At 63.2% G+C, this 13,629-nt stretch carries 15 protein-coding genes; 13 read left to right on the top strand and 2 right to left on the bottom strand.

Features of this window, described 5'->3' with window-relative positions; genetic code table 11:
* Positions 1 to 162: 162 nt before the first annotated feature.
* Complete coding sequence (gene trxC, locus AACW30_RS28985; protein WP_017138537.1) at positions 163 to 597, top strand: thioredoxin TrxC; 435 nt, start codon at positions 163 to 165, stop codon at positions 595 to 597.
* Between the two features lie 125 nt (positions 598 to 722).
* Here the strand turns inward: trxC and AACW30_RS28980 are convergent, their stop codons facing one another.
* Positions 723 to 953, bottom strand: coding sequence for a DUF6124 family protein (locus AACW30_RS28980; protein WP_200624000.1), 231 nt, complete (start codon positions 951 to 953; stop codon positions 723 to 725).
* 485 nt (positions 954 to 1,438) lie between these two features.
* Complete coding sequence (locus tag AACW30_RS28975) at positions 1,439 to 2,209, bottom strand: ParA family protein (RefSeq protein ID WP_200623999.1); 771 nt, start codon at positions 2,207 to 2,209, stop codon at positions 1,439 to 1,441.
* 349 nt (positions 2,210 to 2,558) lie between these two features.
* On the opposite strand from AACW30_RS28975, the gene AACW30_RS28970 reads away from it, so the two are divergent.
* The 12 genes from AACW30_RS28970 (at position 2,559) to AACW30_RS28915 (ending at position 13,602) form a co-directional block, all read left to right on the top strand.
* Positions 2,559 to 3,278 carry a beta-ketoacyl synthase chain length factor gene (locus AACW30_RS28970; protein WP_106577553.1) on the top strand — a complete coding sequence of 240 codons (720 nt, stop codon included), beginning with the start codon at positions 2,559 to 2,561 and terminating at the stop codon, positions 3,276 to 3,278.
* On the top strand, positions 3,254 to 4,066 hold the full coding sequence (locus tag AACW30_RS28965) for a lysophospholipid acyltransferase family protein (protein WP_106577552.1): 813 nt from the start codon (positions 3,254 to 3,256) through the stop codon (positions 4,064 to 4,066). The genes AACW30_RS28970 and AACW30_RS28965 overlap by 25 nt, the downstream gene beginning before the upstream one ends.
* Positions 4,044 to 4,313 (top strand): phosphopantetheine-binding protein, encoded by a 270-nt coding sequence (locus tag AACW30_RS28960; RefSeq protein ID WP_010213712.1) that lies wholly within the window; start codon positions 4,044 to 4,046, stop codon positions 4,311 to 4,313. The genes AACW30_RS28965 and AACW30_RS28960 overlap by 23 nt, the downstream gene beginning before the upstream one ends.
* Before the next feature lie 9 nt (positions 4,314 to 4,322).
* A complete protein-coding gene (locus AACW30_RS28955) occupies positions 4,323 to 4,577 on the top strand; it encodes an acyl carrier protein (protein WP_106577551.1) in 255 nt (84 codons plus the stop codon).
* Entirely contained in the window at positions 4,574 to 5,119 is a 546-nt protein-coding gene (locus AACW30_RS28950) for a hypothetical protein (RefSeq protein ID WP_106577550.1), read from the top strand. Before AACW30_RS28955 ends, AACW30_RS28950 begins: the two co-directional genes overlap by 4 nt.
* Positions 5,116 to 6,786 (top strand): acyl-CoA synthetase family protein, encoded by a 1,671-nt coding sequence (locus AACW30_RS28945; RefSeq protein WP_200623998.1) that lies wholly within the window; start codon positions 5,116 to 5,118, stop codon positions 6,784 to 6,786. The genes AACW30_RS28950 and AACW30_RS28945 overlap by 4 nt, the downstream gene beginning before the upstream one ends.
* Positions 6,787 to 7,010: 224 nt before the next feature.
* Complete coding sequence (locus AACW30_RS28940) at positions 7,011 to 7,745, top strand: glycosyltransferase family 2 protein (RefSeq protein WP_200623997.1); 735 nt, start codon at positions 7,011 to 7,013, stop codon at positions 7,743 to 7,745.
* On the top strand, positions 7,742 to 8,677 hold the full coding sequence (locus AACW30_RS28935; protein ID WP_200623996.1) for an LpxL/LpxP family acyltransferase: 936 nt from the start codon (positions 7,742 to 7,744) through the stop codon (positions 8,675 to 8,677). Before AACW30_RS28940 ends, AACW30_RS28935 begins: the two co-directional genes overlap by 4 nt.
* Positions 8,661 to 10,202: an HAL/PAL/TAL family ammonia-lyase gene (locus AACW30_RS28930; protein ID WP_200623995.1), complete on the top strand. Its 1,542-nt coding sequence runs from the start codon at positions 8,661 to 8,663 to the stop codon at positions 10,200 to 10,202. The genes AACW30_RS28935 and AACW30_RS28930 overlap by 17 nt, the downstream gene beginning before the upstream one ends.
* Positions 10,195 to 10,623 (top strand): acyl-CoA thioesterase, encoded by a 429-nt coding sequence (locus AACW30_RS28925; RefSeq protein ID WP_169368048.1) that lies wholly within the window; start codon positions 10,195 to 10,197, stop codon positions 10,621 to 10,623. Before AACW30_RS28930 ends, AACW30_RS28925 begins: the two co-directional genes overlap by 8 nt.
* Positions 10,617 to 11,300, top strand: coding sequence for an outer membrane lipoprotein carrier protein LolA (locus AACW30_RS28920; RefSeq protein ID WP_119738028.1), 684 nt, complete (start codon positions 10,617 to 10,619; stop codon positions 11,298 to 11,300). Before AACW30_RS28925 ends, AACW30_RS28920 begins: the two co-directional genes overlap by 7 nt.
* Positions 11,290 to 13,602 carry an MMPL family transporter gene (locus AACW30_RS28915; protein WP_200623994.1) on the top strand — a complete coding sequence of 771 codons (2,313 nt, stop codon included), beginning with the start codon at positions 11,290 to 11,292 and terminating at the stop codon, positions 13,600 to 13,602. The genes AACW30_RS28920 and AACW30_RS28915 overlap by 11 nt, the downstream gene beginning before the upstream one ends.
* Positions 13,603 to 13,629: the final 27 nt, after the last annotated feature.

The raw sequence follows: 13,629 nt of genomic DNA, 5'->3' as shown, positions 1-13,629 counted from the left end.
AATCTGCAATGAAGATCCGCCTGATACAACTCGGTTACTTTACTGGGGGCTGCTCCGCAGCCCAACGCGGGGCATGCCCGCTCGCCACAGTTATGTATTTGCCTTGATAAATAGCGGCGCTGGCTCCAAATAGAAACTATTGGCCATCTCCAGGAGCCCTCCATGTCCGAACCTCTCGTCATTCCCTGCCCCCATTGCAACGGCCTCAACCGCATCCCCGGCGAACGCCTGGGTGATGCGCCAAAGTGCGGGCGCTGTAAACAGCCGGTGTTGTTGAACAAGCCTTTTGAATTGAAACAGGGCGATTACGCCAGCCAGATCAAGGGCGACCTGCCGCTGCTGGTGGATGTGTGGGCTGAGTGGTGCGGGCCCTGCAAGTCGTTTGCGCCGGTGTTTGAGCAGGCGGCTGGGCAGTTGGAGGGCAAGTGCCGGTTGGCCAAGCTCGACAGCGAGGCCAATCAGCAGCTGTCGGCGCAATTGGGGATTCGCTCGATTCCCAGCTTGATTCTGTTCAAGAACGGCCGCGAAGTAGCGCGCCAGAGTGGGGCATTCCCGTTGCCGCAGTTGATGAGTTGGTTGCGTAGCCAAGGGGTGTAATCCAAACCCAATATCAACTCGGTCAAATGTGGGAGCTGGCTTGCCTGCGATGGCATCACCACGGCTTGCCTGACAGACCGAGTTGTCTGCATCGCAGGCAAGCCAGCTCCCACACTGACCGTGTTTTAGGCTTGGGCTACGGGGGTTTCGCGGTCCATTATCTGGCCTACGAGTTGTATGCCGAGTTCGCTTAATTGATGGATGGCCAGGGCGACGTCGCGGTGTTCGCCGGTTAGATCGTTGGACAGCTTGAGTAATAGCGTGCGCACGGAAGAGAAGGTTTCGTAGCTGTTGAGCACGAGGGTTTCGGTGGGGAGGCCGGGTGATACGCAGAACAGGTTGGTAGCGTTTGGCATAATCGACTTTTCCTGAATTTGGCTGCTATCACACCGCTACTAAACGGAGGGGTGGCAGCTGTACGCAGGTTAGTAGACCGGTGGAAAGCCGAAGACCGGCGCACCCGAGGGTGCCCTACGCACAGCCACCATCATGCTCAGACCAGAAGGTCCGATAGACGACACTTGTACGTTCGGCGATCACACTCGGGCTACTAAACCCGACCATTGAGAATTCAGCGGTCCGAGAACCTTAGAGACGCCCATCCAGACGCACAAGCCGGCGGATTCTGGCTTATCTGTAGGCAGCGAGACAAGGCGCAACCCCGCTTGCCAGACCCTTCCTACAGCCTCTGTGGGAACAATCTAATTCCCCCTGCAGGAATGCAAAACAAATGTGGGAGCTGGCTTGCCTGCGATGCAGGCAACTCGGTTTGCCAGTTAAACCGAGGTGATGCTATCGCAGGCAAGCCAGCTCCCACAGGGCCAGGCGGTGCCGGCAAGGATCACGCGCTTTCCAGCAAGTTATGCAACTCCACAAACTGCTGCGTCAGCTTGTGCCGTGGGTCCAGGTGGATCAGCGGCTTGCTCTCCTGGTGCGACTCGCGCATGCGCACGGAGCTGGCCAGGTACACCGGCAGCACCGGCAGGCCTTCGGCTATCAGCTCATCGAGTATCTGCTGCGGCAGGCTTGCGCGCGCCTGGAATTGGTTGACCACGATGCCTTCCACTTCCAGGCCTTCGTTGTGGTCTTCCTTCAATTCTTCGATTTCCGCCAGCAGGCCATACAGCGCCTGGCGTGAAAAACTGTCGCAATCGAACGGAATCAATACACGATCAGCGGCAATCAGCGCCGAAACCGCATAAAAATTCAGCGCCGGCGGCGTGTCCAGGTAGATCCGGTCGTAGTCCTCGCTCAGTTCATCGAGCAGCTTTCGCAGCTTGTTGATCTTGTGCTTGGCCTCAAGCTTGGGCTGCAGGTCGGCAAGCTCGGCCGTCGCGGTAATGACGTGCAGGTTGTCGAACGGCGTTTCGTAGATGTCCACGCGGTTTTTCTTGGAAAACGGCCCGGATGACAGGGTTTGCTTGAAGAATTCGGCGATGCCCATCGGGATATCGTCGCCGGTCAGCCCGGTGAGGTACTGAGTCGAGTTGGCTTGCGCATCGAGGTCCACCAACAGGGTTCGATAGCCTTCACTGGCGCTGACCGCCGCCAGGTTGCAGGCAATGCTGGACTTGCCAACGCCGCCTTTCTGATTGAACACCACACGCCGCATGGAAAAACCTCTGTGTATCAATGAATGTCCGAGTGTAGAGGGCAAAAGCGCCTGTTAGCTACCTCGTTCATCCATGCACTGGCGCATTGCGCGGCCGGATGCGCGATACGCGTAATCCAGCGCTCACAAACTAAAAGGAATACTCCGACAACCCCGCCAGTCCTCGGGTAAAGGACAATCTGCAAATCTTTCCCAGTAAATTGTAATCAGCCGTGAACAATTCTTTACCAAAGTTTGCTAGAAGCCCACAGCACCGGGATAATGCGCGCCATTCGGCCTGTGTTCCCTGTCCCGGTATTCGGGGCCAACGGCCGCACATGGAAGCCCGCAGGGGCGGGATAACTTCTCAGTGATCACTTTCAACATCGCCCAATGGCGCGCCTGGGCTCCCGGCCTGGAGAGTGCGCACGACTGGCACGCCTGGTGCCAGGCCCCAGTGGCGCTGCCTGGCAGCGATGCTTCGCCTGACGTGTCCTTTTTGCCTGCCATGCAGCGCCGACGCCTGAGTCGCCTGGCACGCATGGCGTTCAGTGTCGGTTGGCCCCTGGCCGAAGGCCTGCAAGACCTGCCGCTGGTGTTTATTTCCCGGCACGGCGAAACCCCGCGCACCCTCGACATCCTCAGTGATCTGGCCGATGGCCAACCCCTGTCGCCGACCCAGTTCAGCCTATCGGTGCATAACGCGGTGATCGGCCTGTGGTCAATCCTGCGCAATGAAACCAGCGAAATGACCGCACTCGCCGCCGCAGGCGACGGCCTGGAGCACGGCATGCTCGAAGCCGCTGCGCTGCTCAACGAAGGTGCCCCGGCGGTGTTGCTGGTGATCACCGAGGAGCAGCCCCCCGAAGCCTATGCTCGCTGGATTCATGACGTGCCCTTCCCTTACGCCCTCGGCCTGCTGCTGACACCGGGCGACGAGTGGCGATTGGAACTAAACAGCGGCGCTGTCCAACTCACTCAAACCCAGTGGCCCCACGCCCTGAACCTGCTACGCACCCTGCTCACCGAACAGGTTGCCTGCCAACATGCCTGGAAGAACCGTGTATGGAACTGGCAACGCAAGCCCTGACCGAAAAACCCCGGGACGCCTATTACTGGCGCCTGTTCGCCACCGCCGCGAGCTTTTTCTTCTTCGGCGTCGGCGGGTTGTGCCTGCGCTTGCTGGTGTTTCCGCTGCTCAGTTGCCTGCCAGGCAGCGCTGAAAAACACCAGCGCCGCGCCCGCCACACCATCAGCAAACTGTTCTGGTTCTTTATCCGCCTGATGCAGCGCGCCGGCGTGCTGACCTACAGCGTCGAAGGCGCAGAAAAACTCGGTCGCCCAGGCCAGATGATCATTGCCAACCACCCGTCGCTGATCGACGTGGTGTTCCTGATCGGCCTGATGCGCCAGACCAACTGCGTGGTCAAGCAGAGCCTGTTTCAAAACCCGTTCACCCGTGGGCCGGTGCGCGATGCAGGCTATATCAGCAATGACGGCAGCGCCGACATGCTCGACGCCGCCGCCGAGGCGTTGCGCCAGGGCCAGACCCTGATCATTTTCCCCGAGGGCACCCGCACCACACCCGGCGCTGCACCCGCCTTTCATCGCGGTGGCGCCGCGATTGCGCTGCGCGGTGCGACAATCATCACCCCCGTGGTGATCAAGGTCAGCCCTACGACGTTGACCAAGGCAGAACCCTGGTACCGCATTCCCAAACGTCGATTTCATTTCAGTTTGCGCGTGGGTGCCGATATAGAACCACACACCTTTGCCGCACTCGGGCCCGCGCCCCAGGCTTCACGCAAGCTCAACGATTACCTGCATCACTATTTCATTAAGGAGCTCGCCGAAGATGAGCGACCAACACCGCCTTGAGCACGACATAAAGATGCTGATCATCGAGGCCCTGGGCCTGGAAGACATCAGCGTCGACGACATCGGCAGCGAGCAGACCCTGTTCGGCGAAGGCCTGGGCCTGGATTCGGTAGACGCCCTGGAATTGGGCCTGGCGATCCAGAAAAAGTACGGCATCAAGATCGATGCCGACGCCAAAGACACGCGCAATCACTTCACCAACGTGGCCAGCCTTGCGGCGTTCGTCACGGCCAGACAGGCAGCTTGAGACCGGACCATGCAAACTCGTGACGATATTTTCAACACCCTGCGCGACGCCTTGGTGGAACTGTTTGAACTGGAGCCTTCGCGCGTCACCCTCGACGCCAACCTGTACCAGGACCTGGAAATCGATAGCATCGACGCCGTGGACTTGATCGATCACATCAAGCGCCAGACTGGCAAGAAGATCGCCGCCGAAGAATTCAAGGCAGTGCGCACCGTAAACGACGTGGTTGAGGCGGTGTACCGTCTGGTCGCACCTGCCGCATGAGCCGGCTGATCGGCCTTGGCCTGTTGCTGGCGGGGCTGTTGTACCCTTTTGCGGTGTATTACGGCACCGAGCACTTTGCGCCGTGGCAATTCGGCCTGCTGCTGGGCAGCCTGTGGTTGCTGCGCGCGCTGACCGGCGCACGCCGCCCTGGCAGCCGCTGGATGGCGATGGCGGTGATCGTGTTTTGCCTGCTGCTGGCCTGGTTCGACAACCCGCAGCTGCTGCGCTGGTACCCCAGCCTGGTCAGCGCATTTATGCTGGCGCTGTTCGGCTTGAGCCTGAAATACGGCCCGCCGATGGTCGAGCGCCTGGCACGCATCACTGAACCGCAACTGCCGCCCGAGGCCATCCGCTATACGCGCCAGGTCACCGTGGTGTGGAGTGTGTTTTTTCTGTGTAATGGCCTGCTGGCCGCCGCCCTCACCCTGTGGGCGCCGCTGAGCTGGTGGACGTTGTACAACGGCCTGATCGCCTATGGGCTGATGGGGTTGTTGTTTGCCGTGGAATGGCTGGTACGACAAAGGGTTCGAGGCCGCGTATGAATGGGTTGAAACTTGAGCACCTGCTGCTTGAGCCGCTGCAACAGCGCTTGGTCACCACCGAGCCTGAAATGAACCATGCCCAACTGTGGGCGCACTCACTGAGCCTGGCGGCGGGCCTGCAAGCGCGCGGCATCCGGCGTTTGGCCGTGCACCTGGAAGACGCCGGCCTGTTGGCCATTGCCCTGCTGGGCGCCTGGCGGGCCGGGGTCAGCGTGCTGCTGCCGGCCGACCTGCAACCCCAGACCCGCCAGCGCTGGGACGACGCTGTAGATGCCTGGCTGGTGGAAGCCGCTGACCTCGACGCGCTGTACCAGGCGCCGTTGAGCGCCGCCGCACTCGACCTGGACGCCTGCCACTTGAGCCTGTGCACCTCCGGCTCCAGCGGCGAGCCCAAGCGCATCGACAAGACCCTGCGCCAACTTGCCAACGAAGTGGAAGCGCTGGAAGCCTTGTGGGGCGCGGACCTTAACGACGCCTGCATCATCGGCAGCGTCGCCACCCAGCACATCTACGGGTTGCTGTTTCGGGTGTTGTGGCCGCTGTGCGCCGGGCGCACGTTTGTACGCAAACAACTGGCCTTCCCCGAAGACCTGCAGCGCGCCAGCCGCGAACACTCAACATTTGCCTGGGTGGCCAGCCCCGCGCTGCTCAAACGCATGGGCGACAACCTCGACTGGCCCGCCCTGAGCCACGTGTCGCGGGTGTTTTCGTCCGGTGGCGCGCTGCCCATCGAGGCTGCCGGCAGCCTGTACGACCGCCTGCAGCAATGGCCGACCGAAATCCTTGGCAGCTCGGAAACCGGCGGCATTGCCTGGCGTCAGGGCGCGCAGCCGTGGCAGCCGTTTGCCGAGGTAGAACTGAGCCAGGATGCCGACGGCGCCCTGCGCATTGCCTCACCTTATCTACCGGCCGGGCACATTGAACAAACCGCCGACGCTGCCCGCATCCACTCCGACGGGCGCTTCGAACTGCTCGGCCGCCTGGACCGCATCGTCAAGCTGGAAGAGAAACGCATCTCTCTGCCGATGCTCGAACAGGCGCTGATGGCCCACGCCTGGGTCGCCGAAACCCGCCTGGGCGTGGTGCAGGAAAACCGCGCCTCGCTCGGCGCGCTGGTGGTGTTGAGCGCCGATGGCCTGCATGCCCTGCGCAATCAAGGCCGCCGCGCCGTCACCCAAACCCTGCGCCAGCATCTGAGCCAGCATTGCGAAGCCCTCGCGCTGCCACGGCGCTGGCGGTTGCTGCGCCAGTTGCCGCTGAATGCCCAGGGCAAACTGCCTCAAGCCGACGTCACAGCGCTGTTACTCGCCCCACGGCCCAAAGCGCCGGACGTGCTGGCGCAAGTGCAAGCCAACGGCGAATGGACCGTGCAACTAAGCATCCCGCCAGACCTGGCCTATTTCAGCGGCCACTTCCCTGTCACGCCCGTGTTGCCGGGCGTGGTGCAGGTGGAATGGGCCTTTAACCTCGGCCAGCAGTTGCTCGACCTGCCCGCGACCTTTGCCGGCTTGGAAGTGCTCAAGTTCCAGCAACTGGTGCGCCCCGGCGATCAGGTTGAACTGCACCTGCGCTTCGACCAGGAGCGCGGCAAGCTGTATTTTGCCTACCGCAATGGCGTCGCCGCCTGCTCCAGTGGCCGCATAGTGCTGGAGGCGCCAAGTGCATAACCGTCGATGGCCAGCGGGCCTGGTGTGTCGAGCGGGCTTCCTGTGGCGAGCGGGCTTGCCCCGCGTTGGGCTGCGCAGCAGCCCCAAAACCTGCCAACTCGGTATGCCTGAGACACCTCGGTTACCTTGCGGGGGCCGCTTCGCAGCCCACCGTGGGGCAAGCCCGCTCGCCACAACAAGCGCGCTCAGCACAGTAAGTGCGCTACCAGTCGGTTGGGTCAGCCATGCATAACCCCTGCGCCCTGATCCCGGTCTACAACCATGAAGCCGCCGTGCCCGCCGTGGTCCACAGCCTGTTGAACAGCGGCCTGCCGTGCCTGCTCGTCGACGACGGCAGCAGCCCGGTGTGCGCGGCGGTACTGGCGCAATTGGCGACACTCGAAAACGTCACCCTGCTGACCTTGCCCAACAACCAAGGCAAAGGCGGCGCGGTCATGGCCGGTTTCCGCGAAGCCGCGCGCCTGGGCTTCACGCACGCGCTGCAAGTGGACGCCGACGGCCAGCACGACCTGCGTGAAGTCGAGAGTTTCCTCGACGCCTCACGCACGCACCCAAATGCGGTGATCTGCGGCTACCCCGAATACGACGACACCGTGCCCAAAGGTCGCCTCTACGCGCGCTACTTGACCCACGTGTGGGTCTGGATCAACACCTTGTCGCTGCAAATTCGCGACTCGATGTGCGGCTTTCGCGTGTACCCGCTGTCACCTACGCTGGCCTTGATGGACTCGGCCTACATCGGCACGCGCATGGATTTTGACTCCGACATCCTGGTGCGCCTGGCCTGGCGCAACCAACCCATGCGCTGGCTGCCGACAAAGGTGCATTACCCTGCCGATGGCCTTTCGCACTTCCGCCTGTTTCGCGACAACGTGCGCATCTCGGCCATGCACACGCGGCTGTTTTTCGGCATGTTGGTGCGCGCGCCGATGATTCTGTGGCGACGGTGGCAGGCATGAGCGAGCGCACCAAACACTGGGCCGACCGCGAGGAGCGCGGCAGTTTCTGGCTGATGAAGCTCACTGCCGTCGCCGCCAGGGTCCTCGGCCGCCGCCTGCTGAGCCCGTTGCTGTACAGCATCGTGCTGTACTTCTTCCTGTTCGGCCGCACCGCCCGCCTCAGCGCGTGGGAATACCAACAGCGCCTGGCCGACTGGAGCGGGCGCGATGAGCTGCGGCCCACACATAAAAAAGTCTTCGGTCAGTTCATGGCGTTTGCCGACTCACTGCTCGACAAACTCGACGTGTGGAACGGCAAGCTGCGCCTGGAGCAAATCGAAATCAACGACCCGGCGCAATTGCGCGGTCAACTGCGCGGCGAGCGCGGGCAGATGCTGGTCGGCGCGCACTTGGGCAACCTCGAAGTGTGCCGCGCGCTGGCCGAGATCGGTGAACAAGTCACCATGAACGTGCTGGTGCACACCAAGCACGCCGAGCGTTTCAACCGCCTGCTGGGCGAAGCCGGGGCCACGCATCTGCGCCTGATCCAGGTCAGCGAACTGGACCCGGCGACCATGCTGCTGCTCAGCCAGCGCCTGGACGACGGCGAGTGGCTGGCGATTGCCGGCGACCGCGTGCCGCTGCACGGCGGGCGCAAGGTGCGCGTGGATTTCCTCGGCGTTGACGCGGCGTTCCCGCAGGGCCCGTGGCTGCTGGCCGGGCTGCTCAAATGCCCGGTCAACCTGCTGATGTGCCTGAAGCATAACGGTCGCTATCGCCTGACCATCGAGCCGTTCGCGCAATTGATCGAATGGAAGCGCAGCACCCGCGAGCAGGTCATCGCCCTGTGGACCGCGCGCTACGCCGCACGCCTGGGCCAGTTCTGCCTGGAAGCGCCCCAACAATGGTTCAACTTTTACCCTTTCTGGAAAACCGATGACGACGCATCTTGAGCCAGTAACCTTTGGCGAACGCGCTTTGCGCATTGAAGACGTGCTGGCCTTGGCCAACCGTCAGGCGCCCACGCAGTTGCAGGGCGACGCAGCGTATCGCCAGCGCATAGCCAAAGGCGCGCAGTTCCTCGACTCGCTGCTGGACAAGGAAGGCGTGATCTACGGCGTGACCACCGGCTACGGCGACTCGTGCGTGGTGGCGGTGCCGTTGCAGTACGTCGAGGCGCTGCCGCGTCACCTGTATACCTTCCACGGCTGCGGGCTGGGCAAGTTGCTCGACGCCCAAGCCACCCGCGCGGTGCTGGCGGCGCGTTTGCAGTCGCTGTGCCACGGCGTGTCCGGGGTGCGTGTGGAATTGCTCGAGCGCCTGCACGCGTTCCTCGAACACGATGTGCTGCCGCTGATTCCGGAAGAAGGCTCGGTAGGCGCCAGCGGTGATTTGACGCCGCTGTCCTACGTGGCCGCGACCTTGTCCGGCGAGCGTGAAGTGATGTTCCGTGGCGAGCGTCGCCAGGCGGCTGACGTGCACCGCGAACTCGGGTGGGAACCGCTGGTACTGCGCCCCAAAGAAGCCCTGGCTTTGATGAACGGCACTGCCGTAATGACCGGCCTGGCCTGCCTGGCCTTCGCCCGCGCCGACTACCTGCTGCAACTGGCCACGCGCATCACTGCAATGAACGTCGTGGCGCTGCAAGGCAACCCGGAACACTTCGACGAGCGCCTGTTCGCCGCCAAGCCGCACCCGGGGCAGATGCAAGTCGCTGCGTGGCTGCGCAAAGACCTTGCGATTGATGCGCCGACCGCGCCGCTGCACCGCCTGCAGGACCGCTACTCACTGCGCTGCGCACCGCACGTACTTGGCGTGCTGGCCGACAGCCTGAACTGGCTGCGCTCCTTTATCGAAATCGAACTGAACAGCGCTAACGACAACCCGATCATCGACGCCGAAGAAGAGCGCGTGCTGCACGGCGGGCACTTCTACGGCGGGCACATCGCCTTTGCCATGGACAGCCTCAAGACCCTGGTGGCCAACGTCGCCGACCTGCTCGACCGCCAGCTCGCGCTGCTGGTGGACGTGCGTTACAACCACGGCCTGCCGAGCAACCTGTCCGGCGCGCCGGCCGACCGCGCGATGATCAACCACGGTTTCAAGGCCGTGCAGATCGGCACCAGCGCGTGGACCGCCGAAGCGTTGAAAAACACCATGCCGGCCAGCGTGTTCTCGCGCTCCACCGAGTGCCATAACCAGGACAAAGTCAGCATGGGCACCATTGCCGCCCGTGATGCTATCCGCGTGCTGGAATTGACCGAACAAGTGGCGGCCGCCACGTTGCTCGCGGCCAACCAGGGTGTGTGGCTGCGCGCCCAGGCGGACGATGCGCGCCCCCTGCCACCGGCGCTGGCAGCCATGCATGAAGCGCTGGGTAAAGACTTCCCGCCGGTCATCGAAGACCGTGCGCTGGAGGGCGAGCTGCGCCTGTGCCTGAAACGTATTGCCGAGCAACACTGGAGGCTGCATGCGTAGCCAGGGCGTGTTGCATTGCGACACTGAAATCCTCGTGCCGTTTTTCGACATCGACACCATGCACGTGGTGTGGCACGGGCATTACGTGAAGTACCTTGAAGTGGCGCGCTGCGCGCTGCTGGACAAGATCGGCCATAACTACACGGCGATGCTGGAGTCCGGCTACGCGTGGCCAGTGATCGACATGCAGCTGCGCTACGTGCGCGGCGCGGTGTTCGGCCAGAGGATCAACGTGCGCGCCAGCTTGGTGGAGTGGGAGAACCGTTTGAAGGTCAATTACCTGATCACAGACCTGGCCAGCGGCGAACGCCTGACCCGCGCCAGCACCGTGCAAGTGGCGGTAGAAATCGCCAGCCGCGAGATGCAGCTGGCCTCCCCCAACATCTTCACCGACGCCGTAGAAAGGGCCCTGAAATGCTGACCCCTGTGGGAGCGGGCTTGCCCGCGAAGGACGTTAACGATAACGCGAACCGCCTGACACTGCGCAGCGCCCTCAGGTTCTTCGCGGGCAAGCCCGCTCCCACATTGATCGGGTTGTTGCTGAGCTTCAGCGCCCATGCTTTTGATCTGCAACAGCTCAGCGATCAGTTGGCCAAGCCCTCGGTGATCCACGGCAACTTCATCCAGGAAAAACACCTGCGCGCCCTGCCCCAACCCTTGGTCAGCAAAGGCACCTTCGTGCTCGCCAAAGACCACGGCCTGTTGTGGCTGTTGAAAACCCCGCTGCAGCAGGACTACCGCATCAGCGCCCAAGGCATTGCGCGCCGTGACGCCAATGGCTGGCAACTGCTGCCGAACAAGAGCGCCGGGGCCGAGCAGAACCGCCTGTTCCTCGCTGTACTCCAAGGCGACAGCAGCGGCCTGCAACGCGATTTCGAATTGCAGCTGCAAGGCGAAGCCAAGCAGTGGAAGCTGACGCTGATCCCGCGCTCATTGCTGCTCAAGCAGGTTTTCACCCAGATCAATATCGACGGCGGCGAATTGGTGCAGACCATCCAACTGCTCGAAACCCAAGGCGACAGCACCGTGCTGCGCATGCAGGACAGCACCGCCGCCCAACCGTTAAGCGATGCGGAGCAACACGACTTTGCCCAGTGAGCGCCTGCTGCCGCGCCTGTTCCTGATCCTGCTGGTGGCCGTGCTGGCGCTGGCCGGCTGGCAGTGGCGCCATGGCGCGCCGCTGTCGGCCAACCTCATGGAGCTGGTGCCGGGCAGCACGCCGGATGCGCTTGAGCTAAAAGCCGAACAACGCATGCAGGAGCCGCTGAACCGCGAAATGCTGGTATTGGTCGGGCATGCGGATCGGCAAAAAGCCGTGGCGGTGGCGCAGCAATTGGGCGAGCGCTGGCAAGCCAGCGGGCTGTTCGAAAAAGTGCAGTGGAACCTGCAGGCCGACTTGCCGGCCCTGCGCGAGCAATTGCTGCGCGGGCGCCTGGCGATGCTCTCGGCCAAGGACCGCGAGCAACTGATCGAGCACCCCGACGCGTTCATCCAACAACGCGTGCAAGCCCTGTTCGATCCCTTCACCGGGTTCAGCCTGGTGCCGAGCCAGGACGACTGGCTGGGCCTGACCGGGCGTATCCAGAACAGCCAGCCGCAACACGGCTCGGTGCAATTGGATATCGGCAGCGGCGCCTTGATCGCCGATGCCGACGGCAAAAGCTGGGTGCTGCTGCGTGCGCGCACCACCGGCAATGCCTTTGATATGAAACTGCCGGTGCAAGTGGCGGATCTGCTCCAGGCCAGCCGCGCGCAGGCCGGCGAGCAAGGCGCGCAATTGCTCGCCGCCAGTGGCTTGCTCTACGCGGCCAATGGGCAGCAGCAGGCGACCCGTGAAATTACCTGGGTGGGCGGCGGCGCCACGCTGGGCATCCTGTTATTGCTGTTGCTCGCCTTCCGCCGCTGGCGTGTGCTGCTGGCCTTTGTGCCGGTGCTGGTGGGCATGTTGTTTGGCGCGGTGGCCTGTGTGGCGCTGTTCGGCCATATGCATGTGATGACCTTGGTGCTCGGCTCCAGCCTGATCGGCGTGGCGGTGGATTACCCGCTGCATTACCTGTCCAAAAGCTGGAGCCTGCAGCCGTGGCGCAGTTGGCCGGCGTTGCGCCTGACCCTGCCGGGGCTGAGCCTGAGCCTGGCGACCAGTTGCATCGGCTACCTGGCGCTGGCCTGGACGCCATTCCCGGCGCTCACCCAGATCGCGGTGTTCTCTGCCGCCGGTCTGGTCGGCGCCTACCTGTCAGCCGTGTGCCTGTTGCCCGCGCTGCTCCAAGGCGTGGACCTGCGCCCGGCGCAATGGCCGCTGCGCATCGCTGAAGGCCTGTGGGTGCTGCGGGCCACCTTGATCAAACACTTACCGAGCCCGCTGCTCCTGGCGCTGGTGCTGCTGTTTTGCGCTGGCGGCCTGTGGCACCTGAACAGCAAGAACGATCTGCGCCAATGGATCGGCGCCCCGCCGCAATTGCTGCAGGAAGCCCAGGCCGTGGCGCGCATCACCGGGTTCCAGCCCACCAGCCAGTTCTTTCTGGTGCGCGCCGACAATCAGCAGCAGTTGCTCGAACGTCAGGCAGCCCTGGGCCAACGCCTGGATCAACTGGTGAACATGGACAAGCTGCAGGGCTACCTGGCGCTCAACCAACTGGTCAACCTGCCCGCCGAGCAGCAACGGCTGCGCGACGCTTTGAATCAATTGCCGCAACACTGGCAGCCGCTGTTGGACCTGGGCGTGCCCGCCAGCGCCCTGCACGCCGAAATCGCGCAACTGCAAGCCTTGCCCATCGAAGACATCGACGCGGCGCTGGTCGGCCCGCTCGCCGAGCCTTGGCGCACGCTGTGGCTGGGCCCGGTGGACGGCGGCGTCGCGGCGATGGTCAGCCTGCAAGGCCTGAACAACCCGGCGCTGCTACGGGTGCAGGCGCTGGACTTGCCTGGCGTGCAGCTGGTGGATCGCCTGGGCGACTTGAACCGGGTGTTCGCCGACACGCAGATCAGCGCCGCTGAATTGAAATTGATGTCGTGCGTGCTGATCGTGCTGTTGCTGATCGTGCCGTTCGGTGTCGGCGGCGCCTTGCGCATCGTTGCCCTGCCGCTGCTCGCAGCGCTGTGCAGCCTGGCCAGCCTGGGTTGGCTGGGCCAGCCACTGACCTTGTTCAGCCTGTTCGGCCTGCTACTGGTCACGGCGATCAGCGTTGACTACGCGATCTTGATGCGCGAACAGATCGGCGGCCCTGCCGTGAGTCTTTTAGGTACGCTGCTGGCAGCGCTGACGACCTGGTTGTCGTTCGGCCTGCTGGCGGTGTCGAGTACACCGGCCGTGAGCAATTTCGGCCTGTCGGTCAGCCTGGGCCTGGCCTTCAGCTTTATGCTGGCGCCCTGGGCCGGCCATCAGAAGCACGCCTTATGAATGTGATTATCGCCATAGCGGCAAGGA

This window comes from Pseudomonas sp. MF6747 (assembly GCF_963890955.1).
In the GTDB taxonomy this organism is placed as follows: domain Bacteria; phylum Pseudomonadota; class Gammaproteobacteria; order Pseudomonadales; family Pseudomonadaceae; genus Aquipseudomonas.
Note: the sequence above shows the minus strand (reverse complement) of the source record. Positions and strands in the feature narration are given on the sequence as shown.